The 24,917-nt window shown below is 71.9% G+C and carries 27 protein-coding genes and 2 tRNA genes; 19 read left to right on the top strand and 10 right to left on the bottom strand.

The annotated features are described in order from the left end of the window. The first annotated feature begins 216 nt into the window (after positions 1 to 216). Positions 217 to 1,443 carry a pyridoxal phosphate-dependent aminotransferase gene (locus ABZ862_RS03550; RefSeq protein ID WP_360951588.1) on the top strand — a complete coding sequence of 409 codons (1,227 nt, stop codon included), beginning with the start codon at positions 217 to 219 and terminating at the stop codon, positions 1,441 to 1,443. Positions 1,444 to 1,758: 315 nt separating this feature from the next. Further along, a complete protein-coding gene (locus ABZ862_RS03545) occupies positions 1,759 to 2,826 on the top strand; it encodes an adenosine deaminase (RefSeq protein WP_360951585.1) in 1,068 nt (355 codons plus the stop codon). Here ABZ862_RS03545 and ABZ862_RS03540 read toward each other — a convergent pair. The 8 genes from ABZ862_RS03540 to ABZ862_RS03505 form a co-directional block, all read right to left on the bottom strand. Then, complete coding sequence (locus ABZ862_RS03540) at positions 2,816 to 3,871, bottom strand: UDP-N-acetylmuramate dehydrogenase (protein ID WP_360951582.1); 1,056 nt, start codon at positions 3,869 to 3,871, stop codon at positions 2,816 to 2,818. The genes ABZ862_RS03545 and ABZ862_RS03540 overlap by 11 nt on opposite strands. 196 nt (positions 3,872 to 4,067) lie before the next feature. After that, on the bottom strand, positions 4,068 to 5,519 hold the full coding sequence (locus ABZ862_RS03535) for a DHA2 family efflux MFS transporter permease subunit (RefSeq protein ID WP_360951579.1): 1,452 nt from the start codon (positions 5,517 to 5,519) through the stop codon (positions 4,068 to 4,070). 149 nt (positions 5,520 to 5,668) lie between these two features. After that, positions 5,669 to 6,238, bottom strand: coding sequence for a TetR/AcrR family transcriptional regulator (locus ABZ862_RS03530; RefSeq protein ID WP_360951576.1), 570 nt, complete (start codon positions 6,236 to 6,238; stop codon positions 5,669 to 5,671). A gap of 125 nt (positions 6,239 to 6,363) precedes the next feature. Next, positions 6,364 to 6,792, bottom strand: coding sequence for a MaoC family dehydratase (locus tag ABZ862_RS03525; RefSeq protein ID WP_360951573.1), 429 nt, complete (start codon positions 6,790 to 6,792; stop codon positions 6,364 to 6,366). A 7-nt stretch (positions 6,793 to 6,799) separates the two neighbouring features. Then, a complete protein-coding gene (locus ABZ862_RS03520; protein WP_360951570.1) occupies positions 6,800 to 7,255 on the bottom strand; it encodes a MaoC family dehydratase N-terminal domain-containing protein in 456 nt (151 codons plus the stop codon). Positions 7,256 to 7,382: 127 nt separating this feature from the next. Further along, entirely contained in the window at positions 7,383 to 7,547 is a 165-nt protein-coding gene (gene rpmG / locus ABZ862_RS03515) for a 50S ribosomal protein L33 (RefSeq protein ID WP_003948671.1), read from the bottom strand. 88 nt (positions 7,548 to 7,635) lie between these two features. Beyond that, a tRNA-Met gene (locus ABZ862_RS03510) sits at positions 7,636 to 7,708 on the bottom strand. Positions 7,709 to 7,754: 46 nt separating this feature from the next. Beyond that, positions 7,755 to 7,827 (bottom strand) — tRNA-Thr (locus ABZ862_RS03505). Positions 7,828 to 8,139: 312 nt separating this feature from the next. On the opposite strand from ABZ862_RS03505, the gene ABZ862_RS03500 reads away from it, so the two are divergent. From ABZ862_RS03500 to ABZ862_RS03490, 3 genes are all read left to right on the top strand, one after another. After that, positions 8,140 to 9,423, top strand: coding sequence for an amidohydrolase family protein (locus ABZ862_RS03500; protein ID WP_360951567.1), 1,284 nt, complete (start codon positions 8,140 to 8,142; stop codon positions 9,421 to 9,423). Positions 9,424 to 9,649: 226 nt separating this feature from the next. Continuing rightward, the gene (locus ABZ862_RS03495; protein ID WP_360951564.1) at positions 9,650 to 10,306 is read left to right on the top strand and encodes an NAD(P)H-binding protein; all 657 of its coding nucleotides are present in this window, start codon (positions 9,650 to 9,652) and stop codon (positions 10,304 to 10,306) included. A gap of 300 nt (positions 10,307 to 10,606) precedes the next feature. Continuing rightward, positions 10,607 to 12,679: a hypothetical protein gene (locus tag ABZ862_RS03490; RefSeq protein ID WP_360951561.1), complete on the top strand. Its 2,073-nt coding sequence runs from the start codon at positions 10,607 to 10,609 to the stop codon at positions 12,677 to 12,679. Between the two features lie 309 nt (positions 12,680 to 12,988). Here ABZ862_RS03490 and ABZ862_RS03485 read toward each other — a convergent pair whose 3' ends face one another. Next, a complete protein-coding gene (locus ABZ862_RS03485) occupies positions 12,989 to 13,795 on the bottom strand; it encodes a hypothetical protein (RefSeq protein WP_360951558.1) in 807 nt (268 codons plus the stop codon). A gap of 2 nt (positions 13,796 to 13,797) precedes the next feature. Beyond that, complete coding sequence (locus tag ABZ862_RS03480) at positions 13,798 to 14,643, bottom strand: sigma-70 region 4 domain-containing protein (RefSeq protein WP_360951555.1); 846 nt, start codon at positions 14,641 to 14,643, stop codon at positions 13,798 to 13,800. Positions 14,644 to 15,589: 946 nt separating this feature from the next. Between ABZ862_RS03480 and ABZ862_RS03475 the strand changes: the two genes are divergently transcribed. The 14 genes from ABZ862_RS03475 (at position 15,590) to ABZ862_RS03410 (ending at position 24,777) form a co-directional block, all read left to right on the top strand. Further along, the gene (locus tag ABZ862_RS03475; protein ID WP_360951552.1) at positions 15,590 to 15,856 is read left to right on the top strand and encodes a DUF6284 family protein; all 267 of its coding nucleotides are present in this window, start codon (positions 15,590 to 15,592) and stop codon (positions 15,854 to 15,856) included. Beyond that, a complete protein-coding gene (locus ABZ862_RS03470; RefSeq protein ID WP_360951549.1) occupies positions 15,853 to 16,158 on the top strand; it encodes a hypothetical protein in 306 nt (101 codons plus the stop codon). Before ABZ862_RS03475 ends, ABZ862_RS03470 begins: the two co-directional genes overlap by 4 nt. Next, a complete protein-coding gene (locus ABZ862_RS03465; protein WP_360951546.1) occupies positions 16,158 to 16,445 on the top strand; it encodes a DUF6303 family protein in 288 nt (95 codons plus the stop codon). The genes ABZ862_RS03470 and ABZ862_RS03465 overlap by 1 nt, the downstream gene beginning before the upstream one ends. Continuing rightward, positions 16,442 to 17,383, top strand: a complete 942-nt coding sequence (locus ABZ862_RS03460) for a DUF2637 domain-containing protein (RefSeq protein WP_360951543.1) — start codon at positions 16,442 to 16,444, stop codon at positions 17,381 to 17,383. The genes ABZ862_RS03465 and ABZ862_RS03460 overlap by 4 nt, the downstream gene beginning before the upstream one ends. After that, the gene (locus ABZ862_RS03455; RefSeq protein WP_360951540.1) at positions 17,383 to 17,724 is read left to right on the top strand and encodes an RRQRL motif-containing zinc-binding protein; all 342 of its coding nucleotides are present in this window, start codon (positions 17,383 to 17,385) and stop codon (positions 17,722 to 17,724) included. The genes ABZ862_RS03460 and ABZ862_RS03455 overlap by 1 nt, the downstream gene beginning before the upstream one ends. A gap of 59 nt (positions 17,725 to 17,783) precedes the next feature. Next, positions 17,784 to 18,281, top strand: a complete 498-nt coding sequence (locus ABZ862_RS03450; RefSeq protein WP_360951537.1) for a hypothetical protein — start codon at positions 17,784 to 17,786, stop codon at positions 18,279 to 18,281. 17 nt (positions 18,282 to 18,298) lie between these two features. Then, positions 18,299 to 18,910: a plasmid transfer protein TraA gene (gene traA / locus ABZ862_RS03445; RefSeq protein WP_360951534.1), complete on the top strand. Its 612-nt coding sequence runs from the start codon at positions 18,299 to 18,301 to the stop codon at positions 18,908 to 18,910. A gap of 18 nt (positions 18,911 to 18,928) precedes the next feature. Continuing rightward, complete coding sequence (gene traB, locus ABZ862_RS03440; RefSeq protein ID WP_360951531.1) at positions 18,929 to 20,998, top strand: plasmid transfer protein TraB; 2,070 nt, start codon at positions 18,929 to 18,931, stop codon at positions 20,996 to 20,998. 175 nt (positions 20,999 to 21,173) lie between these two features. After that, a complete protein-coding gene (locus tag ABZ862_RS03435) occupies positions 21,174 to 21,485 on the top strand; it encodes a hypothetical protein (RefSeq protein ID WP_360951528.1) in 312 nt (103 codons plus the stop codon). Positions 21,486 to 21,498: 13 nt separating this feature from the next. Continuing rightward, on the top strand, positions 21,499 to 21,798 hold the full coding sequence (locus ABZ862_RS03430; protein WP_360951525.1) for a hypothetical protein: 300 nt from the start codon (positions 21,499 to 21,501) through the stop codon (positions 21,796 to 21,798). 90 nt (positions 21,799 to 21,888) lie between these two features. Further along, a complete protein-coding gene (locus ABZ862_RS03425; RefSeq protein WP_360951522.1) occupies positions 21,889 to 22,236 on the top strand; it encodes a hypothetical protein in 348 nt (115 codons plus the stop codon). After that, the gene (locus ABZ862_RS03420; protein ID WP_360951519.1) at positions 22,233 to 23,123 is read left to right on the top strand and encodes a bifunctional DNA primase/polymerase; all 891 of its coding nucleotides are present in this window, start codon (positions 22,233 to 22,235) and stop codon (positions 23,121 to 23,123) included. The genes ABZ862_RS03425 and ABZ862_RS03420 overlap by 4 nt, the downstream gene beginning before the upstream one ends. An 86-nt stretch (positions 23,124 to 23,209) precedes the next feature. Continuing rightward, complete coding sequence (locus ABZ862_RS03415; RefSeq protein ID WP_360951516.1) at positions 23,210 to 23,551, top strand: hypothetical protein; 342 nt, start codon at positions 23,210 to 23,212, stop codon at positions 23,549 to 23,551. Continuing rightward, on the top strand, positions 23,548 to 24,777 hold the full coding sequence (locus ABZ862_RS03410; protein ID WP_360951513.1) for a DUF3631 domain-containing protein: 1,230 nt from the start codon (positions 23,548 to 23,550) through the stop codon (positions 24,775 to 24,777). The genes ABZ862_RS03415 and ABZ862_RS03410 overlap by 4 nt, the downstream gene beginning before the upstream one ends. Positions 24,778 to 24,917: the final 140 nt, after the last annotated feature.

Below are 24,917 nucleotides of genomic sequence, written 5' to 3'. Positions count from 1 at the left end.
GTGCACCGGACGATCTCGGCCGTCGGAGGCCAACGAGGTGAGAGTGTACGTGCTCCGGCGCCGGTCGTCGAACAGAAAGTGCCGGTCCGGCCCTGGACAGCCGGACACCGCCCCGGCCGGGCCGCCGATCCGGACGGATGTTCAACCTTTGCCCGAACTGTTCGGTCCGTGAAACCTGTGTGCCGGTGACGTTTCGGGTCTGGAACGATGGACCCCATGAGCGCTGCAAACCCTCCGACCGAGCGCCGGGTGTCCGCGCGCATCGGCGCGATCTCCGAGTCCGCCACCCTCGCCGTGGACGCCAAGGCCAAGGCCCTCAAGGCCGCCGGGCGTCCGGTGATCGGCTTCGGTGCCGGCGAGCCCGACTTCCCGACCCCGGACTACATCGTCGAGGCCGCCGTCGAGGCGTGCAAGAACCCCAAGTACCACCGCTACACCCCGGCGGGCGGCCTGCCCGAGCTGAAGGCCGCGATCGCCGCGAAGACGCTGCGCGACTCCGGCTACGAGGTCGACCCGGCGCAGGTCCTGGTGACCAACGGCGGCAAGCAGGCCATCTACGAGGCGTTCGCCGCGATCCTCGACCCGGGTGACGAGGTCATCGTCCCGGCGCCGTACTGGACGACGTACCCGGAGTCGATCCGGCTGGCCGGCGGCGTGCCGGTCGAGGTGGTCGCCGACGAGACGACCGGCTACCGCGTGTCCGTGGAGCAGCTGGAGGCCGCACGCACCGAGAGGACCAAGGTCCTGCTGTTCGTGTCGCCGTCCAACCCGACCGGCGCGGTCTACGGCGCCGAGGAGGCCGAGGCGATCGGCCGCTGGGCCGTGGAGCACGGCCTGTGGGTGCTGACGGACGAGATCTACGAGCACCTGGTCTACGGCGACGCGACGTTCACCTCGCTGCCCGCCCTGCTGCCCGAGCTGCGCGACAGGTGCATCGTGGTCAACGGTGTGGCGAAGACGTACGCGATGACCGGCTGGCGGGTGGGCTGGCTCATCGGCCCGAAGGACGTCGTCAAGGCCGCCACGAACCTCCAGTCGCACGCCACGTCGAACGTGTCGAACGTCGCACAGGTCGCCGCCCTGGCCGCCGTCTCCGGTGACCTGGAGGCCGTCGCGACGATGCGCGAGGCGTTCGACCGGCGCCGCCGGACGATCGTGCGGATGCTCAACGAGATCGACGGCGTGATCTGCCCGGAGCCCGAGGGCGCGTTCTACGCGTACCCGTCCGTGAAGGCCCTGCTCGGCAAGGAGATCCGCGGCAGGCGCCCGCAGGACACGGTCGAGCTGGCCGCGCTGATCCTGGAGGAGGTCGAGGTGGCGGTCGTCCCGGGTGAGGCCTTCGGCACGCCGGGCTATCTGCGGCTGTCCTACGCCCTCGGTGACGAGGACCTCGTCGAGGGCGTGAGCCGCGTCCAGAAGCTGCTGGCGGAGGCGCGGGACTGACACGGGTCCGGCACACGTACACGTGCGGGCCGTCTCCCCAGGTCCTTCCGGGGAGACGGCCCGCGCGCGTGTGCGGCCACGGGCCCTTCGCGGACGGGTTCGACGAGCCGGGACAGACGGCCCGCGCGCGTGTGCGGCCACGGGCGCGTGTCCCTACGGGCACAGGCACAGACGCGGGCACCGGCGGGCACGTACGCGGGCCGGTGCGTACACGGGGGACACGTACGCGGGCGGGTATACGAGCGGGTGTGCGAGCAATCCCACGGACGGTGAAACGGCTACCGGGATGGCGGTCGCGTACGGCAGGATCCTCGGATGGAGCGTGTACGTGATGTCGCTGAACTGCCCAAAGCCCATCTGCATCTGCACTTCACCGGCTCGATGCGGCCGGACACCGTCCTGGAGCTCGCCGACAAGCACGGCGTACGGCTGCCCGACGCGCTGACCGACGCGCTGACGAGCGGGGAGCCGCCGAGACTGCGGGCGACGGACGAGCGGGGCTGGTTCCGCTTCCAGCGGCTGTACGACGCGGCGCGCTCGTGCCTGCGGACGCCGGAGGACATACAGCGGCTGGTCCGTGAGGCGGCGCAGGAGGACGTGCGGGACGGCTCGGGGTGGCTGGAGATCCAGGTGGACCCGACGTCCTACGCGCCCCGGCTCGGCGGTCTGATCCCGACGCTGGAGGTCATCCTGGACGCCGTCGAGAGCGCGTCACGGGACACCGGTCTGGGGATGCGTGTGCTGCTGGCCGCCAACCGGATGAAGCATCCGCTGGACGCCCGCACACTGGCCCGGCTCGCGGTGCGCTACGCGGACCGCGGGGTGATCGGTTTCGGTCTGTCGAACGACGAGCGGCGCGGCATGGCACGGGACTTCGACCGCGCGTTCCACATCGCGCGCGAGGGCGGTCTGCTGTCGGCCCCGCACGGCGGCGAGCTGACCGGCCCGTCCTCGGTCCGCGACTGCCTGGACGACCTGGCCGCGAACCGGATCGGCCACGGGGTGCGCGCGGCGGAGGACCCCGCGCTGCTCGCACGGCTCGCGGAACGCGGGGTGACCTGCGAGGTGTGCCCGGCGTCGAACGTGGCGCTCGGGGTGTACGACAAGCCCGGGGACGTGCCGCTGCGCACGTTCTACGACGCCGGGGTCCCGGTGGCGCTCGGCGCGGACGATCCGCTGCTGTTCGGTTCGCGGCTGGCGGCACAGTACGAGATCGCACGGCACCATCACGGCTTCACGGACGCGGAGCTGGCCGAGCTGGCCCGGCAGTCGGTCCGCGCGTCGGCGGCGCCGGAGGAGACGAAGGCGACGCTGCTGTCGGGGGTGGACGACTGGCTCGCCACGCCGACGGGGCTGACGCGAGCCGGCGTCTCTACAGGCTGACGCCGACCGTCACCGGTTCGTTGACGAGGGTGACCCCGAAGGCGCGGTGGACGCCTGCGACGACCTCGCGGGCGAGTGCCAGCAGGTCCTCGGTGGTGGCGTCCCCGCGGTTGGTGAGCGCGAGGGTGTGCTTGGTGGAGATGCGGGCGGGGCCGGTGCCGTATCCCTTGGTGAAGCCCGCCTTGTCGATCAGCCAGGCGGCCGACGTCTTGGTGTGGCCCTCCCCCGCGGGGTAGGCGGGCGGTTCCGTGCCGTCGCCGAGGTGCTGCCGCACGCGCGCGTGGAAGGCGGCGAACTCGTCGTCGGTGAGGACGGGGTTGGTGAAGAACGACCCGGCCGACCAGGTGTCGTGGTCCTCGGGATCGAGGACCATGCCCTTCCCGGCACGCAGCTCGAGGACGGTCTCGCGCGCGTCGGCGAGCGGGACCCGGTCGCCGGGCGACACGCCGAGGACACGCGCCGTCTCGGCGTACTTGACGGGAGCCGAGAGACCGCCCGCGTCCTCGAGTCCGAAGCGGACGCGGAGCACGACATGCCGGTCGGGGTCGGCCTTGAAACGGCTGTGGCGGTAGGAGAAACCGCACTCCTCGCCGGTGAGGACCACCGTCTCGCGGGTCCTGCGGTCGTAGGCGACCACCTCGGTGATCGTGGCGGAGACCTCCTGGCCGTACGCACCGACGTTCTGGACGGGGGTCGCGCCCGCCGAGCCGGGGATGCCGGCCAGGCATTCGATACCGGCGAGTCCGGCCTCCACGGTGCGTGCGACGGCGTCGGTCCACACCTCGCCCGCGGCGAGCTCCAGCCGGGTGCCGTCGAGGGTGAAGCCCTTGGTGGCGACGACGACGGCGGTGCCCGCGAAGCCCTTGTCCGCGATGACGAGGTTGGAGCCGCCGCCGATGAGCAGCAGCGGGTTCCCGCTGTCGTCGGCCTCGCGGACGGCGTCGATCACCTGGGCGTCGGTGGTCGCGGTGACGAGCCGGTCGGCGGGGCCGCCCAGCCTGAAGGTGGTCAGCGGGGCGAGGGGGGCGTCGTGGAGTTCCTGCACGCGCCCAAGACTACGAGATCGCGCCGACAGCCCGGTTCGTCGCGCGGTCGCACGGCCCAGGTCCGCGTACGGGGCCGGGGCCCTGGGGACTGCGACGGGTGCGGATGCGGATGCGCGCGTGCAGGGCCACGCCGGTGGTGGCGTGGCCCTGCGCGCGCGTGCCCGTTCGTCACGGGTGTCCTGCCGGCGTGTCCCGTCAGTGCCCGGCGTCCTGGAGGACCGTGGCGGCCGGTTCCCGCTCCCCTGCGGTGACCGACTGCGCGATGCGGCGGCCGGTCGGGATGAACAGGGCCGCGACACCGGCGACGGCGACCACTGCGGCGCCGGTGACCAGCGCGGGCCGCAGTCCGTCGACGAAGGCCTGGCCGGACTCGTAGCCGCCCCGGGCGGAGAAGATCGAGGACATGACGGCGATGCCGAGGGCGCCGCCGACCTCGCGCAGGGCGTTGTTGGCGCCGGAGGCGATGCCCTGTTCCTGCGGGCGGACGCTGGACATCACCAGGTTGGCGGCGGGAGCGAAGTACAGGCCCATGCCGATACCGCTGATGATCAGACCGGGCAGCTGAACGCCGTAGGAGGCGTCGGCGGTGACGACCGCGGCCGTGTAGGCGAGCCCGGCGGCCTGGAGGAACAGTCCGGCGGCGACGACCGGGCGGCCGCCGATGCGGTCGGACAGGATTCCGGCGACCGGCGCGACGAGCATCGGCATACCGGTCCAGGGCAGCATCCGGAGCCCGGCCTCGGTGGGCGAGTAGCCGAGGACGCCCTGCATGTACTGGCTGAGCAGGAAAATCGACCCGAACATCCCGAGGAACATCAGCAGGCTGGCCGCGTTGATGCCGGAGAAGGCGCGGGAGCGGAACAGCCGCATGGGGAGCATCGGGTTCTCGGCGCGGGTGCTGTAGACGACGAACCCGGTCAGCAGCGCGGCCCCGGCGAACAGGCCGGTCAGCACGAGGGAGCTGCTCCAGCCGTCGGCGGGCCCGCGGACCAGGCCGTAGACGATGCCGAAGAGTCCGCCGCTGGCGAGCAGGGTGCCGGGGAGGTCGAGCGGGGCGCCGGTGCCGCGGGACTCGGCGAGCCGCAGCCGGGCGAGCGGGAGGAGGGCGACGCCCAGCGGGACGTTGAGCCAGAAGATCCAGTGCCAGGAGACGTGCTCGGTGAGGCTGCCGCCGATGAGGGGTCCGGAGGCGACGGCGAGTCCGTTGACGGCGCCCCAGATGCCGTAGGCCATGCCCCGCCGGGCGGCGGGCACGGCTGCGGTGAGCAGGGTCAGCGTCAGCGGCATCATGATCGCGGCGCCGACGCCCTGCACGGCGCGGGCCGCGATGAGGGCGTCTATGCCCGACGACATGGCCGCGGCGGCGGAGGCGCCGGTGAAGACGGTGAGTCCGGCGAGGAAGAGGCGGCGGCGGCCGAAGCGGTCGCCGAGGGCGGCGCCGAACATCAGCAGGACGGCGAAGGTGAGCGTGTAGGCGCTCACGGTCCATTCGAGGTCGTCCAGGGCTCCGCCGAGGTCCTCGCGGATGGAGGGCAGGGCGGTGGTGACGACGAGGTTGTCGAGGGACGCCATGAATCCGGCGACGCTGGTGATGACGAGGGCCCAGGCGGCGCCCCCGCGACGGGTGGTGGTGGTCTGCTGTGACATGTCTCCCCCACGGAGATCTTCGGTTAGTAATTGCTGACTAACTTTCGCGCCGAAGAAAAAAGGGCGGACGATCGCCTGCCCTTCTCCCGTGGCACGTCGCTTCTCGTGGCGCGTCACTTCTCGTGGCGCGTCGCGCTCCTCCGGTACGCCTACCGTTCCACCTGGCCGGCGGCCCGGACCTCCGGGTAGACCCCCTGCCAGACCCGGTGCTCCGGGGGGAACCCCATGGCCACCAGGCAGTTGATGAGCATGCCGTACGCCATGAAGACCGTGGTCTGCTCGATGTCCGCGCCGAGCCGCAGGTGCAGGCTGTCCCACAGCCGCGTCCAGCCGGCGCGCACGGCCTCGCCGAACTCCCGGTCGCCCTCCTGCTCGGCGGCGGCGACCGCGAGGTACATCTGCATCTGCATCATCAGCCGCTCGGGCTGCTCCACGATGACCTTGCCGTAGGCGTGCCCCATGGCCTGATGGGCTTCCTCGCCCTCCAGCCCGTCCGCGGCCTCCTCGAAGGTCCGGATGATGTCCTCCACGCACCGCTCCGACGCCGCGAGGAAGATCGCCTTCTTGCCCGGGAAGAGCCGGAAGAGATACGGCTGCGAGACCCCGACACGCCTGGCGATCGCCTCGGTGGACGTCCCGTGATAGCCGCCGCGGGCGAATTCCGTCATCGCCGCGCGGATGACGCTCTCGCGCCTCTCCGCTGCGCTCATCCTGACCATGCGAGTAAGTTAGTACTCAATCACTAACTACGTCAAGCGGCACACCCGACGGCGTTCCGGCAAGGTGAGGGCCGCCCGCGCCGAGGAACGCTCCTCACGCGCCGCCGGCGGCCCCGCCCCCGCCGTCAGGCCAGTCGCACGACCGCCCGCGACATGCCCAGCACCTTCTGGCCCGCGCTGGTCGCCGTGAGGTCCACGCGCACCGTGTTGTCGTCGAGCTTGGCGGCGACCTTGCCGCTGACCTCGATCACGGCGCCCTGGTCGTCGTTCGGGACGACGACGGGCTTGGTGAAGCGGACGCCGTACTCGACGACCGCCCCCGGGTCGCCCACCCAGTCGGTGACGACACGGATCGCCTCGGCCATGGTGAACATGCCGTGCGCGATGACGTCCGGCAGCCCGACCTCCCTGGCGAACTTCTCGTTCCAGTGGATGGGGTTGAAGTCACCGGAGGCGCCCGCGTACTGGACGAGCATGGCGCGGGTCACGGGGAAGGTCCGGGCGGGCAGCTCGGTGCCGGCCTCGACCTCGTCGTAGGAGATCTTCGCGGTCATCGGTTCCTCACGCCTCCTGGTCGGCCGCACGGGCCACGAGCTTCGTCCAGGCGGTCACGACGTGCTCGCCCGCCTCGTCGTGCACCTCGCCCCGGACGTCCAGGATGTCGTTGCCCGCCATGGATCTGACCGCCTCGATCGTCGAGGTGACCCGCAGCCGGTCACCGGCGCGCACCGGCCGGCTGTAGGCGAACTTCTGGTCGCCGTGCACCACGCGGCTGTAGTCGAGACCGAGCTGCGGGTCGGCGATGACGTCGCGGGCGGCCTTGAAGGTGATCGAGAACACGAAGGTCGGCGGGGCGATCACATCGGGGTGCCCGAGCGCCTTGGCGCCCTCCGGGTCCGTGTACGCGGGGTTGGTGTCCCCCACGGCCTCAGCGAACTCACGGATCTTCTCCCGGCCCACCTCGTAGGGCTCGGTGGGCGGGTAGGTCCGCCCCACGAAGGACTGGTCGAGCGCCATGGCCCGGTACCTCCTGGTGTCATCGGGTCTGCGTGTCCACGGCCAGGGTCCGGCACATGCCGGAGCCATGGCCGAAACGACACGAGGCCGCCCCCGGAGTGGGGACGGCCTCGTGTACGAGCCTGATTTATCGCGTCTCGCGGTGCGCGGTGTGCGCATTGCAACGCGGGCAGTGCTTCTTCATCTCAAGACGGTCCGGGTTGTTACGCCGGTTCTTCTTGGTGATGTAGTTCCGCTCCTTGCACTCCACGCAGGCCAGCGTGATCTTCGGGCGGACGTCGGTGGCAGCCACGTGAGTGCTCCTTGACGAACGGGTAGGTTGTTCAACGCAAGAAAGAGTAGCCGATCGGAGGACCGACCCCGCAATCGGCTACTGTGTGTAGCGGTGACCGGACTTGAACCGGTGACACAGCGATTATGAGCCGCTTGCTCTACCGACTGAGCTACACCGCTGTGATGCGATCGGGCCCCGCCTGACGGCGGGAACCTCACACACCAGAGCCCCAATACGGAATCGAACCGTAGACCTTCTCCTTACCATGGAGACGCTCTGCCGACTGAGCTATTGGGGCGAGCGATGAAGACATTACACGCTCGGCAGCCGTTCACCCAAATCCGTTTCGCGCCGTCTCGCCGGGGTCGTACGGCAGCGTTCCCGGGCACCTCGCGCCATGCCGTGAGCCGCCCCTCGCAGAGGACCACACCGGTACGACTATTGCGCTCTTCCGCGCCGGGGACGGATCACCGTCCTAGGCTCGACTCACTCTGCGTGATCTTGCGCGGTGATCCCTTGGAGTGCGATGCCCGACAGCCGGCCGCAGCCTCGGCCACCCCATATGTCCCCCCATGCGTCCTCCCCGGCGTCCCCTCACGTGTCCCCTCCTGTGTCTTTCCGCACAACCGGTGCGGCCGCCGCGTCCGGCTCGGCCGGCGCGGTCGACGCCGCCGGGGAGGCCGGTTCGGCGGACCCGCCGGTGCTGCTGCTGTGCGGGGCGCGCCTCACGGACGGCAGGACCGTGGACGTACGGCTGGGCGGCGGGCGGATCGAAGCGGTCGGCACGGCGGGCAGCCTGACCTCGGACGACACCGGCGCCCCGGGCGGCCGGATCGACCTGACGGGCTATCTCCTGCTGCCCGCCCCCGCCGAACCGCACGCCCACGGCGACACCGCCCTGACCGCCGAGCACGACGGCCCCGTCTCGTACGACCCCGACGACGTCCAGCGCCGGGCGACGGAGGCCGCTCTGCTGCAGCTGGGCCACGGCGCGACGGCGATGCGGGCGCATGTGCGCGTGGGCGACGTCCAGGGGCTCGGCGCGCTGGGCGCCGTACTGCGCGCGCGGCGCTCGCTGCGCGGCCTGACCGAGCTGACCGCGGTGGCCATGCCCCGCCTGCTGACCGGGCTGGCCGGGGCCGACGGCCTCGCCGTGCTGCGGGACGCGGTGAAGATGGGCGCGGCCGTGGTGGGCGGCTGCCCGGACGCGGACCCCGATCCGACGGGCTACGCGGAGGCGGTCCTGGAGGTGGCCGCCGAGTACGGCCGCCCCGTCGACCTGCACACCGACGCCACCGATCCGGCGCGGCTCGCCCGGCTCGCCGCCATGGCGGGCGGCCTGCGGCCCGGGGTGACACTGAGCCCGTGCGGCGGCCTCGGCCGCCTTCCGGCCGAGGTGGCGGCCCGTACGGCGGACCAGCTGGCGGCCGCCGGTGTGGCGGTGCTGTGCCTGCCGCAGGGCAGCTGCGGCGCCGTCGACGGGCGGGGCACGGCTCCGGTACGGCTGCTGCGGGCGGCCGGGGTACGCGTCGCGGCGGGCAGCGGTGCCCTGCGGGACGTCTCCAATCCGGTGGGCCGGGGCGACCCGCTGGAGGCGGCCTATCTGCTCGCCTCCCGGCACGGTCTGCGGGCCGAGGACGCGTACGACGCCGTCGGCGCGTCGGCGCGCACGGTGCTCGGACTGCCCGAGGTGCGGGTGGAGGCGGGCTTCCCGGCGGAGCTGCTGGCCGTACGCGGGGACCGGCTGGACGCGGCGCTGTCGCTGGCGTACAGCCGGATCGTCGTGCACCGGGGCCGGGTCGTGGCGCGGACGAGCGCGGTACGGGAGTACTGCGACTCGGCGGTCGCGGCGGAACTGGGGCTGCCGCGGCAGGGGCGGGGCGAACTGTCGTGACGGACGGCCAGGAGCAGTCATGGTGCACCGCCGAGGCGGGCCGTCGTGGCGGGCCGTCGTGGCGGCTGCCCACGGCGGCTGCCCGTCGGTGCTGCCCGGCACCGCCGCTGCCGTCGCGGCTACCCGTCGTGCACGCCGGTCGCGGGCGCCCGGAGTCCGGTCCGGGAGCGGCGCGGCCTGACGGATGCGGCGGCGGCAGGGGCACTCCCGGCGTACGGTCGAAGACATGCGCACAGTCATCGCTGGAGGTCATGGTCAGATCGCGCTGCGGCTGGAGCGGCTGCTCGCGGCGCGCGGATACGAGGTGGCGGGCATCGTCCGCAAACCGGAGCAGGCCGCTGACCTGCGGGATGCCGGGGCCGAACCCGTCGTACTGGACCTGGAGTCGGCGTCGGTGGACGAGGTCGCGGAGCGGCTGCGCGGAGCGGACGCGGCGGTCTTCGCGGCGGGCGCGGGTCCGGGCAGCGGCGTGGCGCGCAAGGACACGGTGGACCGGGCGGCGGCGGTGCTGTTCGCCGACGCGGCGGTGCGCGCGGGCGTACGCCGTATGGTCGTCGTCTCCTCGATGGGCGCGGACCCGGCCCACTCGGGGGACGACGTGTTCGACGTCTATCTGCGCGCCAAGGGCGAGGCGGACGCCTACGTCAGCGGCCTGGACGCCCTGGACTGGACGATCCTGTGCCCCGGTGCCCTGACGGACGACGCCGGTACCGGTCTGGTGCGTCTGGAGGCGCATACCGGCCGCGGTTCCGTACCGCGCGACGATGTGGCGGCCGTACTGGCCGAACTGGTGGAATCGTCGGCGACGGCCGGGCTGAGGCTGGAACTGATCGGTGGGTCCACCCCGGTGCCGGTGGCGGTGAAGTCGGTGGCCGGCAACTGAACCCGGCCGTCCGACCGGGCGGAATCCCCCGTCCGCCCGGTCGGACGGGCCGGTACGTCTCACGGCGTACCGTCAACGACCGTCGAGGGGCCGGGTCAACCAGGCTCAACCGGGCCGCAATTCAACGGCACAGTTAATTCTCAGCGAACTGACAGCGAACTTTCTGACCATCGCGGGTAAAGTTCGGCCATTCTCTCGCAGAGGGAACACTCGTGCGCACCGACTTCCCGTCCGCGGCCTCCGATCGCACCGGCAGGCGAGTCCGTGCCCGAGCATGTTGAGTCGCCTGGAGCTCACGAAGTGTCAGCATCGTTCCTGCTCGCTCGGTTGCGCACCGCAGCGGCACGCCTCGCCCTCCCCGCGGTGCTCGGTCTGTCGTTCGCCGCGCAGGCGGTGGGTGCTTTTCTCCCCAGCCTCCCGCTGCTCGTGGCGGCCAGCGCCGTCGGACTCGCAGCGGACCTCGCCCTTCACCGGTGGCAGCGGCCGACGGTCTCCGCCCTCGGGAAGCTGCATGCGACCGTTCTGGTGCGACAAGCCGTCCGGGACCTTCTGCTGGTGATCAGCCTGCTCCGCCTCGAGGTGCAGGACTACGAGCGGAGGTACGTGGTCGTCGTCCTCGGCCTGCTGCTCCTCTACACCCTGCACTTCGCGTGCCAGGGGGCCGCGATCCTCGTACGCCGCACCCGCATGCTGCCCGTGCTGACCCGGAACATCGACGCCTCGCCGCTACGGCTGAGCCCCGCTTCCCCGGCGCTGCTGATGCAGCGCTCCGGACAGCGCCTCCTCGTCTTCGGCCTGCCCGCGACGGCGGGAATGCTGGTCACCGCGGCGACGGACTCGGTCCGCTGGTCCGCCGCGGGGATCGCCCTGTCCGCCGTGCTCACGCTGACGGCCGTCGTGACGCTGCTGCTGCGGCTGCGGCCGGCCCGCAGGCCGGTCACCGGCGAGCAGGCGCTGGAGTGGTTGGACGCATGGCTCGCCGAGTACCGGCCGACGGTGGGCATGTACTTCTCCGGCGGCACCAGCTCGGTCTACCAGGCGAACATGTGGCTGGAGCCGCTGGCCCGGCTGGAGGGCCGTCCGCTGATCGTGCTGCGTGAGCGGTTCATGGTGAGCAAGATCGCTTCCACCGACATCCCGATCGTGTGCCTGCCGAAGGTCGCCGACCTGATGCGGCTGGAGCACTCGACGCTGAAGGTGCTGATCCACCCGTCGAACTCGGGCAAGACCTCGCAGGTGCTGCGGATCCCCACCATCAAACACGCGTTCGTCAACCACGGCGAGAGTGACAAGCTGTCCAGCTGCAACCCGTACGCCAAGGCGTACGACGAGGTGTGGGTGGCCGGCCCCGCGGCACGCGAGCGGTACGCCGCGGCGGACGTCGGCGTGGACGACAGGGACATCGTGGAGATCGGCCGCCCGCAGCTGGACGCGATCGCGCCGTACGCCGGCGCGCCCAAGGGGCGGTACACCACGGTTCTCTACGCCCCCACCTGGGAGGGCTGGGACGGCAACCCGGGCAACACGTCGGTCATCGAGGCCGGCGAGAACATCGTCCGCTCCCTGCTGGCCGACCCCGGGGTCCGGCTCCTGTACAAGCCGCACCCGCTGACCGGCTCGGTCGACCGCCGGGCGGGACTGGCGAACGCCCGGATCCAGGAGATGATCCACGCCGCGAACGCCGCGCGTGCCGCGGAACACCCCGATGAGCGGCCCGCGCCCGCCGCGGCGGCGGAACTGGCCCGGCGGACCGCCGAACTCGAACGGCTGACCACGTCCTCGTTCCGGTCCGGCGCGGACGACGTCGAGCGGATGCTGCTCCAGCCCGTACCGGAGCCCGGCCGGGCCGCTGCCGTGGCCACCGCCACCAGCGCCTGGGAAGGCGCCTACTGGGCCTCGTTCCCCGCCTGGGAGCACCGCATCGTCGTCGAGGCGCGGCCGACCGTCTACGCCTGCTTCAACGTGGCGGACCTGCTGATCAGCGATGTCTCCAGCGTGATATCCGACTACCTGGCGAGCGAGAAGCCGTACGCCGTCGCCAACACCAGCGGCCTTGACGAGCAGGACTTCCGCGACGCCTTTCCCACCGTCCGGGCCGGTGCCGTCCTCACGCCGGACGCCTCCGGCATGCCGGCCCTGCTGGACTCCGTGCGACACCCCGAGAAGGACACCTACAGCGCGGCGCGCACCGAGCTCAAGCTGCACCTGCTGGGCCCCTCCGACCCGCCGTCCGCGGTCCGCTTCGACGAGGCGGCCCAGGCGCTGTGCGCGGCGGCCGACGACCGCCGGACGAGCGCCGCGGCACGCTCCCTGGCGGCGATCCCGACCCAGCGGGACGCCTCGGCCGCCGACGACGAGCGCGTCAAGAACTGAGCACCTCCGACGTCCCTGGAACGCGCGGCCACCGCACCCACCGGTGCACCGGCCGCGCGTTCCGCGCTTCGGACAACACCGTCGGCCTGCCCCACCACCGCCCCACAAACGCCAAAAGGGCCCGTGATCAGCATTGCTGCTGGTCACAGACCCTTTCGGTCGTGTGGCGGCGCCAGGATTCGAACCTGGGAAGGCGAAGCCGGCAGATTTACAGCGGGCCGTGTCCCCCGCCCGTGACCTGCGTGGTTGCGCTGGCGTTGTACGGTCGGGGGACACCTGGGGGAAGCGACCTCCCCGTCTCCGGCCAGATCACCACTGACAGAAGACAACCGTTGCGTCGTCACCCGACTTGTAGCGCGGCCACCGCAGCCCGGTCGGGTCCGTGGCTTCGACCTTCCGGACGGCTTCGATCAGCTGCCGTGGACCCCCGGCCCGCAGAGTCGAGAAGACCTCGGACCAGGTCGCCATGGAGTACTCCGTGACGAGACGAGACACACCGTCGGACAGGACCGCTGCGGCGCGCACTTCCGTGATGGGGGTGCTGCCCACAAGCGCGTGGTCTGCCGCCGCCGGACCGGCTGCGGCCACCCAGTAGCCGGCAGGTGTGTTCCGGGTCTGTCGTTGCGCGGTCACGAATCGCTGTAGGGCCGCTCTGTGCTCTGCCGTATGGGTCTCGTGCTGCTCGACTTCGGCCCGCAGCTCAGGAAGCACTTCGTCGACGCGAAGGTCTGTGATCACGGTGAAGTCCTGATGCCCTTCGAGGACGACCGGGGAGTCGGCCAGGACAAGGTGGTCAAGGAACCCTTCCCGTTCTCGCAGGACCGCGACCGTTGCCGAGGGAGTGCCGGGGTTGCCAAGGTCGCACTCAGGATGCATCGCCGCCACCTGTTCGAGCGCCCTCGCCAGACCGGTCACGAGCGAAAGTGCCGGGTCGGCGAGTGCGGCGACAAGCTGACTGCCTAGGCGGGTCACATACCAGGGAACGCCGTGCCGGCACCCCGTATCCAGACCCGCCGTACTGAGCCCGTCCAGCACAACGGCAAGTGTTGGCGTACCGGCCGCCCAGTCTTCGTTGGGAGCGGTTCCGCCGGGTTGGGTGTCGATGGCGACGCGCATGATCAGCCCTCATGTCGGTACAACGGGGTGACGCGTCGACTCTCCAACACTTCGAGCGTCTTCGGGTCATAACGGCACGAAACCAGGGTGGAGAAGCGCCGTGTACGAACCTCGCGGTACAGCTCTGCGAGGTTGTTCTCCAGGAAGTGAACGACCCCGTTCGCTCCGATGGCGTGGACGCCTGCGATGTAGATGAACGTCCCCTTCCCGTCCAGGCGGGGAAGTCGCCCCAGGTATCCGACGTCGCCAGCCGACCCGTCTTCGTCCTGGGGTGACCGGAATTCCCTCCCGGCCACCTGGTCGACCAGGTGCCATGCGCTGTCTTTGGCGAACCGAAGGTTGTCGTCACCTTCGAGTACCTGCGCCACGATCGGGGACAGACGGGGGCCGCAGATGACGACATGGTTGTCCCGGTTGAGGTTGACGATTCCCGTGGGCGGAATCACCTCATACTGCGTGTCCAACTTCATGCCCCCCAGCAACTTCCGCAGGTGCTCGAAGTTGTTGAGGTCCTCACGGGTGACTACCTCGCTGGGGTGCTGGTCGGGCCCCTTGCCTGCCTCGTACTTGCCTCCGAGCGACACGGTGACCAGGTCCGTGCCGAAGAAAGCACGCTCCGGCGGGGGACCCGACGCGGCGAGTTGACCGACCCTGCCGCGGCTGACACCCAGTCGCTTCGCGATCTCGGCTTGCGTCATGCCGGACGCCTGAGCTTCTTCGATCGCTTCCCGCCGGATGCGGGACAGCTCGTTCACTCGGCTCTGATACCGCGCCATCAGGTCGATTGCAGTCTTGGCACGGTCAACGGGGTCCGTGATCCCCGTGACCCGATCCATGTCGTCTTGCACGTCTCTCCCATCGCCGCCTAGGGGGCCTAGCAACTCTACCGCGAGAGGGGGTTGCGCACAGCTTCGAGTTTGCCTACGGTACCTAACAGGCAAGACCGCAACCCCCCCTAAGCAAGACGGGGAAGGTGCTGTCACGGCCGTTTGACCTGCATTAACAGTGCCCGGAGGAAAGCCCGCGGGGGTGAGTACGAAGGAAGCGCCAGTTACTTGAGAACTGAACAGAGTGCCTAGTTCGACGGGGACACGACTCCCCGTCCCCGTGGCGGCCGGGTGAATGCCGCCGACGTCAGCGCAGTTGCGTTGACGCGCCCGATGTTCCCGGCTCGGGGCCGGTACTCCGTGGCAACGGTGTGCCGGTGAAGCCGTGTCCCTGCTACTTGCGGGAGGTCGGTGTGTACCGACGACATATCTGGGGCGCCGCCGCGAGGACCGGCCGGCGGCGCCTGTGCTCTTGCCGGTCCGCCTCTTCCTGGCCCCGCAGCGCTGGACGCTGCGGGCGGTTGCCTCTTCCCGTCCGTGCGGCCCGCGCCCTGCGCGGTGGTCGTCCGGACGGGAGGCGGGGAGCCGGAACCCCCTGGCCCCGGATACGGGAGCGGGTCCCGGGTGGCACCCCGGGACCCGCGTACAGACGCCTAGTTGGAGGCATCTGCATGACGAGTCTGACAGACGCGGAGCGCGAGGAACTGTCGCGCAGGAACGCCGCGGCGAACAAGCGCAGCGAGGACAACGCCCGTGTGCGCGGTGGCCGCTGATGGCCGGCGCGGAGCACGAGAAGACGAAGCCGCCGCTGCCGGTCCGTCCCCCTCGCCCGCGCCCGTACCGGGTGTGAGCGAACGCTGAACCCGCCGCAACCTGCGGCATCCCACCCATGACGGCACGCACCCCCCGGAGCGCCTACTCCGGGGGGTGCCTTTTGGGCCGTCCCCTGTGAGAGGAACCACGACCCATGAAGCACATCGGTGCTGTTCAGGCGGTTGTTACCGCCGACGGTCACGACCGCGAGCCGACGGCCGCGAAGCTGGACGCGATCGAGCAGGAGATGCCGCTGATCCTGGCGGGTGTCGAGCTGCTGGACGCGCAGATCATCACCCTGGACCGCATCCCGTCCGAGCTGGACGCCCGGCGGCTGCGGCGGGCGCGCCGGCGGGTGCTGGCCGCGCGTCGGGACCTGGCGAACACCGCATCGGTGATCCTGTCGGACGGTGCGGCATGAGCGGCACCGTCCGGTGTCCGGCCGCTCACCCGGACGACCCGACGCCGTGCGGCGGTCCGGTCGTGGTGAGGGTGCTGGACGCGGTCGGCGGCGGTGCGGACGGCTGCGAGCACCACGGCGCCCGGCTGCTGGGCTCCCTCAAGGACGGCAGGGTCTACCCGCTGCCGGACGCGCCGGAGGGCGCCGCCATCCGCGTGTTCTACGCCGCCGACGCCCTTCCGCCGTTCTGCTGGCACACCGGCCCGCGCACCCGCCCGGAGCAGTGCAGCCGCGCCGAGAACCGCCGCCGGGGGTGGATGTGATGGGGCAGACGTTCACGGCGCAGATGTCCGAGCGCGGCGGCCGGTGGTGCCTGTACGTGATCCTGCGGGGTCGCGTCGGTGGGTGGCCGCAGCACTGGTTCACCGAGGGTGGCGCGGTCCCGACGTTCACGCAGCGCACGGACGCGCTCACCGTGCTCGGCTTCGAGCAGGTGCCCGGCGCGCTGTGGGAGTGGGCGGAGGGCAGCACGGACCCCGCCGACCCTGCCTCCCCGATCGTGCTGATCGCCGCGGTGCGGGTGCGTTCACGGACGGGGGTGCCCGCGTGAACACCGAACAGATCCGTTCAGCGGAGCGCGCTCTGTCGGCCGGGACATGGCTGATCGTGGCGGGCGCCATGCTCTACTCCATCCTCACCGTGACCCCGCTCGCGGCGGCACACACGCCGGAGCGGTGGCGGTGGACGGCTCCGATCCTGCCGCTCGTGGTCGACGCGGCCGTGGTCATCGTCGTCCGGCTGGATGCCGTGCTGGCCCGGCTGGGCGGGCACGGCGGACGCTGGCCGGTGGCGCTGCGCTGGATGACCGGCTGCATGACGCTGGCCCTGAACGTCGCAGCGTCCGCCCTGGACCGGGACATGGTCGGGGTGGCCGTGCACGCGGTCGCCCCGCTCCTGCTGATCGTGACAGCAGAAACCGGGCTGGCCTACCGGCGTGCGATCGCGCGGGCCGCGACCGAGTTGGAAGCCCGCCGGCAGGCCGAACGGGAGACCCGGGAGCGGGCCGCCGTGGAGCGGCGCGAGCAGGCGGAGCGGCGGGCCCGCGAAGAACGCGAGCATGCCGCCCTGTTAGCGCGTGAACAGCGTGAACACGAAGCCCGTCTGGCCCGCGAACAGGCCGAGCGTGCCGAGCGCGCCCGCCGCGAGGAACGCGAGCGGGAAGAGGCCCGCGAGCGGGCCGAGCGGGAGGACCGTGAACGCGCCGAGCGCGAGCGTGAACGGCTCCGGCTGGAGCGTGAACGCGCTGAACGTACGGAGGCCGAGTGGCGCGAGCGTGAACGCGCCGCCCTACTCGCCGCCGGGCCCGCCGCGCAGAAGCAGGGCGAGGAGACGGCCCGGGTGACGGTGCGGGCGGCGTTCGATGCCGGTCTGCCGGTGCGGGCCGCGGCCGAGTTGTGCGGCTGGTCGGTGGGATGGGTGTCCGCCCGCTACGCCGAACACCGCACCCCCGCCGCCGGTGGGGCTGAACTCGCGATCGCGAGCCGCTGATGGGTGCCGTCCCTGTCTACCGGTGGCATCTGGCCCCCGACGGCCTGGCCACCCGCCGCCAGCTGAGAGCGGCCGGGCTCCGGCCCGGTGGCCAGGACGTGGCCGCTCAGCTCGAACGGCCGCGCCGCCGTCGCGGCCCGCTGGTCGCCTACCTCTACCGCGTCGACCTCGCCCTGCCGGTCCGTCCCATGACCCCGGCCAGGTGGGCGGCGCTGGCCAGGGCCAACCTCGCGCGCCGCACCTGCCCGCGCTGCCGGGCGGATGCCGGGTACGTCATCCCGCCGTCGCTCGGCATGTGCGGCGGGTGCGCCTACCCGGACGACGAGGCCGCTGCGGCCTGAACCACACAGCACAGCACAGCCACCCCAACCCGTCCGCCTCCCGAAGTGGAGTTCCTGCTGTGTCCAGCCGTACCCGTGCCCACGCTGTGAAGACGGCCGCGGGCATCCACACCGTCCACATCCCCGGCCGCCGCGGGCACCGCGCGCAGCCCTTCCTCATCGTCGTCCCCGAACAGCCCTCCCTCAGCCGGGAGATCGCCGGATGGGTCGGCCGCCTGCTATGGCGCTCGCGCCGCACGCTGGCCCCCACCGTCCTGGCCCTACTCGCCCTCGCCACGGCCGGCATCCTGCACGCCCTCGCCCCGTGGACCGGCGCAATTCTCGCCGCCCTCGCCGCCACCCCGACGGTGGGGGTGCTGGTCATGCAGCGCCGCCGCCCCGGCACCGGCACCGCCCTCGCCTGGCGGATCGGACTCGCCCTGCTCGCCACCCTCACCGGCGCCTGGTTCGCCGCCGCCGCCGGATTCGGCCCCCTCGCCGGACCGCTCGAAATCCTGTGGCTGCTGGTCCTGGTCGCTGCTCAGAGCATCTGGCTCGTCGTCCGCCGCACCCACTGACCTGAGGAGACCGACCGATGAGTGACAACCGCAGTTCCGCCCGCCAGGCCCGCGACTTCGCCGACCGGCAGGCCCAGCAGCCGTTCCGCGGGCCCAACCCCCCGCGCCGGAGCGGGGACAAGGGCAACAAGTTCGCCAACGCCGGGGCCGCCGCCGGCGGCTTCGTCGGAGGGCTGGGCAGCTCATTCGCCCCGCCCCTGAACATCACCGTCAACAAGACCACGAACCATCACGGCCCCGGCTCCCGCGGCGGGGCCCGGGGCGGGTCGGCCGGGCAGACGTTGCTGCCTCCGCCGGAGTTCACCTCTCCGGCGCAGGTGCGGCAGTACTGCAACACGCTGCGGGCTGCCGCGGTGACGCTGTCCATCGAGGTGTCGATGGGCGCGGAGATTTTGAAGAGCGTGCTCGGCACCGTCCCCGACCCGCAGGGTCGCGCGTTCGGCTCGCGTATCCGGGCGCAGAAGGTGGCCCGGAAGATGCAGCGGTCGGCGGACTCGCTGCGGGACGCGGCGAAGAACGCTGCTGCCACCTACGCGGCCTTTCAGCAGGAGTTCGAGGAGGAGATCAACCGGGTGCGCCACCGCGCCCGCAAGCCCCAGCAGCCCGTCATCAACTGGTCCCAGCAGTAAGGGGAGGGAGCAACCACCATGGCACGTCACCACAGCCGTTCCGCCGGTTACGGCCACGACGGCACCGCCGCCTACCTGCCCGACCCGTACGCCCACGGCACGGGCGGAAGCGTGGGCGCCTACCTCCTGCACAGGGTCAAGCCGCACCTTCCCCCGTGGATCGGCTGGGCCGGTACCGGCCTGGCCGGGGCGCTCGGCTCGGTGCGGTGGGAAGCCTCCGCACCGGCCGGCGTCGGCCTCACCCTCGCCTCCGTCGCCCTCACCGGCGCCACCTGGTGGGCGGGGAAGTCGACGAGTCAGCAGCGCCGCCTGCACTCCGCCATCACCGTCGCCGCCGGATCCGCGTGGGTCACCGCCGCCTGCCTGGCCGGACCGACCGCCGGACCTCTGGACGACCTGTACCTGATGGGCGGGCCGGTCGTGGCCCTGTCCTGGAACGTCCGCATGGTCCTGCGCCGCAACGACACCGACGCCCAGGGCGCGAGCGGCGACAAGGGTCTGCTGGAGAAGGTCGGGCTGGCCCGTGCGCAGATCGGCCAGGCGAAGGTGGAACCCAACCGGGTCACCGCGCCCGTGGCGCTGGAGCCGGGCGAGCAGACCAACGAGGACGTGTCCAAAGCCCTGGCCCGGATCGCGTCCGCGCTCGACCTCCCCGTGTCCGCGGTGCGCTACCTGCCCTCCCCCGACTCCTCGCGCCGCGGTGAGCTGGTCATCGTGCCCGAGGACATGCTGTCCCAGCCGATGGAGTGGGAAGGTCCGTCCGACCTGGGTGGTTCGATCGCCGAGCCGCTGGTCATCGGCCGCTACGACGACGGCTCACCGCTGGTGATCTGGCTTCCGGGCGACCCGGAGACCAAGCGGAACAGCACGCACGTCCTGATCGCCGGTGGTACCGGGTCCGGCAAGGGCGAGACCGCGCTGAACCTGATGACGGAGATCCTCTCCCGCCGGGACGCGCTGCTGTGGGTGTCCGACCCCAAAGCGTTCCAGGACTTCGCTCCGCTGCGGCCGGGGATGGACTGGTCGGCGGAGGGCGGCGCGGACACCGAAGTCATGGTGGAAGCCGTCAAGGCCGTCATCCCCGCCCGCACCCGCTGGCTCGGCGCCCACGGCTACCGCCAGTGGGTCCCCGCCGCAGCCGAGCAGCAGACCGACCGCAAGCACTCCTGCCGGAGCGGGCGGGCGTGCGGCTGCGCGGGAATGCCGTTCCTGGTCGCCTGGTTCGAGGAAGCCGCCAACACCCTGCGCAACCTCGGCGACGACACGTTCACCGGCATCGCGCAGGAAGCCCGCTCCGCCGGCGTCTCCCTCATCGTGTCGCTTCAGCGCCCCTCGTACGACCAGATGTCCACCTCCACGCGGGCGTCTCTGCCGTCCGTGATCGCGCTCGGCTGCGACCCCCGCGACGAGGGATTCTCCCTGCCGGAGGCGGTCATCGACGCCGGGGCGCACCCGGGGGCGTGGGGCAACCGGCGCCCCGGCTACTGCTACACCGTCTCCCCGGGCATCCCGGAGGACCGCTACCCCTCGCCGGGCCGCACCCTCGCCTTCCCCGCCCGCGCGGTGCCGGTCATGGAACGGCTCGCCGCGTGGGCGCTGCGGGAGGGCGCCACCGCGGACCCGGTCACCGCCGGGGCGGTCGCCGCGGTCGCCGGACGCGCCTACACCGGCCGCACCACCCCCGACCACACCGCCCCGCCCGCCGCCGTGCTGCGGGCCGTCGACGAGGAGGACGACATGCAGCACACGCACGGACTCTTCATCGACACCGAGGACGCCGGCATCGACCCGGAAGCCGACCTGCCGGGCGACGAGACGGGCGACGACGCGCCGATCTTCGGACAGGAGAACGGCCACAAGCCCTCGCCCGACGAGGCACGGGAACTGTTCGCCCTCGCGCTGGAGGAGTTCGAGCGGGACGGCCGGATGGTCGTGGGCCCGGTCGACTTCATGGACTGGTGCGACGCACACAGCCTCTCCCGCTCATGGGTGTCCAAGCGGCTGAAGGAAGCCGCCCTGGACGGCCGGCTGGAGGCGACCAGTGCGGCCGGCCGGTGGCGCATCGTGCCCGCCCTCGCCGCCGCCTGACACCCGTCACACGTGACGGCCCCGTCACACCCAAACCCCTAGGCAGACGCGGGTGTGACGCGCCCTCACACCACCCCGTCACACCCGCGTCACACCCACCCGTCACACCCGCCCGCGCCCCGTGTCACACCACGACACGCGGGCCCGCGGCCCACCCGGAAAGGGAGCCTCCGTCATGCCCGACCACGAGCCGCCGGGGATCATCGCCCCGCACATCCCCGCCGACGCCTACCGCCGCGCACAGGACACCGGACACCCGGTCGTCATCGTCGTCCACACCACCACCCCCACCCCCGGACGCCCCCTGCACCGCTACCTCATCCCCCTCGCCCTCGCCGGAGCCGGAGCCGTCGGCTGCTGGGGCATGGTCGCCATGTTCATGGCCCTGCTCGACTTCGGCACCCACCTCGCCGCCGACATCGCCCAGACCGCCGGACCCGTCGGCGTCGGCGGCATCACCCTCAAACTCACCCGCGACAAGACCTGACAGGACACCACCGATGGCCTTCATCACCCTGACCTGCGTCGTCGCCATCTGCGACCTGTGCCGCGCGCAGAACACCGACAACGAATACGGCCACCACTACGACGACCCCGGCGACGCCCTGGCCGACCTCACCACCGACTACGGCTGTGACACCACCCCCTGGGCCCTGCTGGACGACGGACGGCTGATCTGCGACCGCCGCGACCAGGCCCACGACGAACTGCGCATCACCGTCCACGGCTGGCACCCCACCGGCGGCGCCATGACCGTCACCTTCACCCCCGACACGCCCCCGCTCCCCGCCCACCCCTGACCACGCCAAGGGCGGCCCCCTCGTCTCGCCAAAGATCCGGGGCCGCCCTTGCCCAACCCGTCCACTACAGACCTGTTGGAGGTCTCCAGCATGACCGACCACGGCATCCATCCGCCATTGCCCGACGACACCAAACGGGTCGTCAGCACCGGCATCGAGCCACGCCCCGACGGGAGCCTGATCCTCACCCTGGTCACCGTCGGCGCCCCGCTCGAACTCACCGAGCACCGCATGTTCCTCGACCGCTACCTCACCTGGTCCCTGCTGCGCACCCTGGCCCGCGACCTGGACGGCATCGAGGACCCCGGTCCCACCCCCGAGTTCGCCGCCCTGCTCGACGCCGTCCGCACCGGCGACCCCACCGCCGTCACCGCTGCTGGCAACAGCCTCAACGACCGCATCCTCAGCCTGTGGACGGACGGAGACACGGCCGCATGAGCGAGCACCTGTTGCACGCTGCCCTGGACGCCGCCGAACGCGGCCGGCACGTCTTCCCCCTGCGCCCCGGCACCAAGCGGCCCGCGCTGCACGGTGAGCAGTCCTGCACCGGCACCGGGCCGTGCGAGCACGGGCACCGCAAGTGGGAGCAGCGCGCCACCGTCGACCCCGGCCGCATCCGCGCCGCCTGGTCCCGGGCGCCGTTCAACGTCGGTATCGCGACCGGCCCGTCCGGGCTGCTGGTCGTCGATCTGGACACCCCGGAGCACAAGGGCAGTTCGGACGCGCCTTGCGGCGCGGTGACCTTCGCAGCGCTCTGCGAGCGCGCCGGACACGCCGTGCCCACCACCCACCGGGTGCGGACCGCGAGCGGCGGGACGCACCTGTACTTCACCGCCCCGGCCGGGGTCCGGCTCGCCAATACCGCGGGCACCGTCGCCGCTTCGGTCGACACCCGCGCGTGGGGCGGTTACGTCGTCGCCGCCGGGAGCATCACCCCCGCCGGGCCGTACGAGGCGCTCGGCTCGCACCCGGTGGCCGCGCTGCCCGTATGGCTGCACACGCTCCTGCAACCGGCGCCCCGCCGGCCGGTGGGCGTGCTGCGGCTGCCCGCGGTCGACGGAAGCCGCGCTGCCCTCGCCGCGCTGGACGCGGAGTGCGCGAGCGTGGCCGCGGCCCCGGACGGGCTGCGCAACACCACGCTGAACCGGTCCGCGTTCAAGGTGGGGCGCTTCGTCGCATGGGGCGACCTCCCCCGGCACGTGGCAGAGGTGGCCTTCCAAGAGGAGGGGGAGGCGGCCGGACTCACCGCGGCCGAGTGCCGCGCCACCATCCGCAGCGCCCTGGACGCCTCGCAGCGCACCGCACGCCCCCGGACCACCGCATGACCACCCCACCCCGCCCCCGCTTGGAAGGCCAACCCCCACACCCCACCGGCCCGCACCCCGCCCGACCGGATACGCCCCCGACGGCCGTGGGCGAGCCGACAGGCGCCGCCCGCAAGGGCGTCGTCACTGCCCTTCGCCGTGACCGCTTCCGCAGCAACGAGGCACGCCACAACACCGACGAGCCCACCCCGGAGCGGCCCGGTATCCGCATCTACGCCCCACCGGTCTACCGCCACCACGGGGACGGTGCCCGCTGGTCCACCCGCCCCGGCGACACCCCCACCGCCGCCTACGTGTGCGGCTGCGGACAGACCAACGCCGCCACCGGAGCCGACGCCGTGACCGCGCTCGCTCGGGAGTACGCCGCTCACAAAGCCGCCTGCACCGGGGTGCCGGCCGCACGCACCGAACGGAGGAACGCCGCATGACCCCCATCATCGACGGGGCCGCGCTGCTCGACGAGGTGGAAGCCTTCCACCGGCGCTTCAACGTCTTCCCCACCGAAGCCGCCTACGTCGCCGTAGCCCTGTGGGACGCTCACGCCCACCTCATCGACTGCTTCGAGACCACGCCCCGGATCGCGTTCCTGTCCCCGGAACCGGGGTCGGGCAAGTCCCGGGCCCTGGAGATCGTGGAACTCCTCACGCCCCGCCCGGTCGCCACGGTGTCCGCGTCCGCCAACGCCCTCTATCGGCTGGTCGACGCCGCCGAGGGTCTGCCCACGGTGCTGTTCGACGAGGTGGACACCATCTTCGGCCCGAAGGCCGGGGCGGACGAGGCCCTGCGCGGCTTCCTGAACGCCGGATACCGGCGCATCGGCGGCGCCCTGCGCTGCGTCGGCGACGGCTCCAACCAGAGCGCACAGGTCTTCAACTCCTACTGCGCCGTCGCCATGGCCGGACTCGGCTCGCTGCCCGACACCGTACTGACCCGCGCGGTCATCGTCCGGATGCGCAAGCGCGCCCCGAACGAGAAGGTCGAGCCCTACCGGCAGCGCACCCACGAAAAGCAGGGTCACGCCCTGCGCGAGCGGCTCGCCAAGTGGGCCGACACCGTCCGCGACCAGGTCGCCCAAGCCTGGCCCGACATGCCCGACGGGGTCACAGACCGCCCGGCAGACGTGTGGGAACCCCTCCTCGCCGTCGCGGACGCAGCTGGCGGGGAGTGGCCCGAGCGGGCCCGCATCGCCTGCCTGGAACTGATCAACGCCGCCCACGACAACGACGAAGCATCGTTGGGGGTCCGGCTGCTGACCGACCTGCGCGACAAGGTGTTCTGCGGCAGCGACCGGATGCCGACCGCCGCAATCATCGAATGCCTGTTGCGCATGGACGAAAGCCCGTGGGGCGACCTGGACGACAAACCGATCAACGCCCGCAGCCTCGCCCGGCTGCTCAGCCAGTACGTCACCCCCGGCAACAAGCCGATCAAGCCGCGCGGCATCCGCACCCCATCCGGCTTCCCCAAGGGGTACTACGCGGAAGACCTCACGGACGCCTGGACCCGCTACTGTCCCCCGTCCCCCGAGGAATCCGCCACGTCCGCCACGTCCGCCACACCGCAGGTCAGCGGGGGTGAATCCGTGGCGGATACCGCCACAGCCATCCGCCACACGGCTACGGAAACCGCCACACAGCCCGCCCTCACCGGCTGACCGCACCGGCGCCCCCGATGCCGCCGCACCCTGCGGGGTGTGGCGGCACCTATCCGCCACAAAACCGCTATCCGCCACATGATCAAGGCGCTGACCTGCGATGTGGCGGCGTGGCGGACGTGGCGGATCCTCCAGAAGAA

The sequence above is a fragment of the Streptomyces sp. NPDC047000 genome (genome assembly GCF_040644295.1).
In the GTDB taxonomy this organism is placed as follows: Bacteria; Actinomycetota; Actinomycetes; order Streptomycetales; family Streptomycetaceae; genus Streptomyces.
This window is presented reverse-complemented; position numbering and strand designations above follow the sequence as displayed.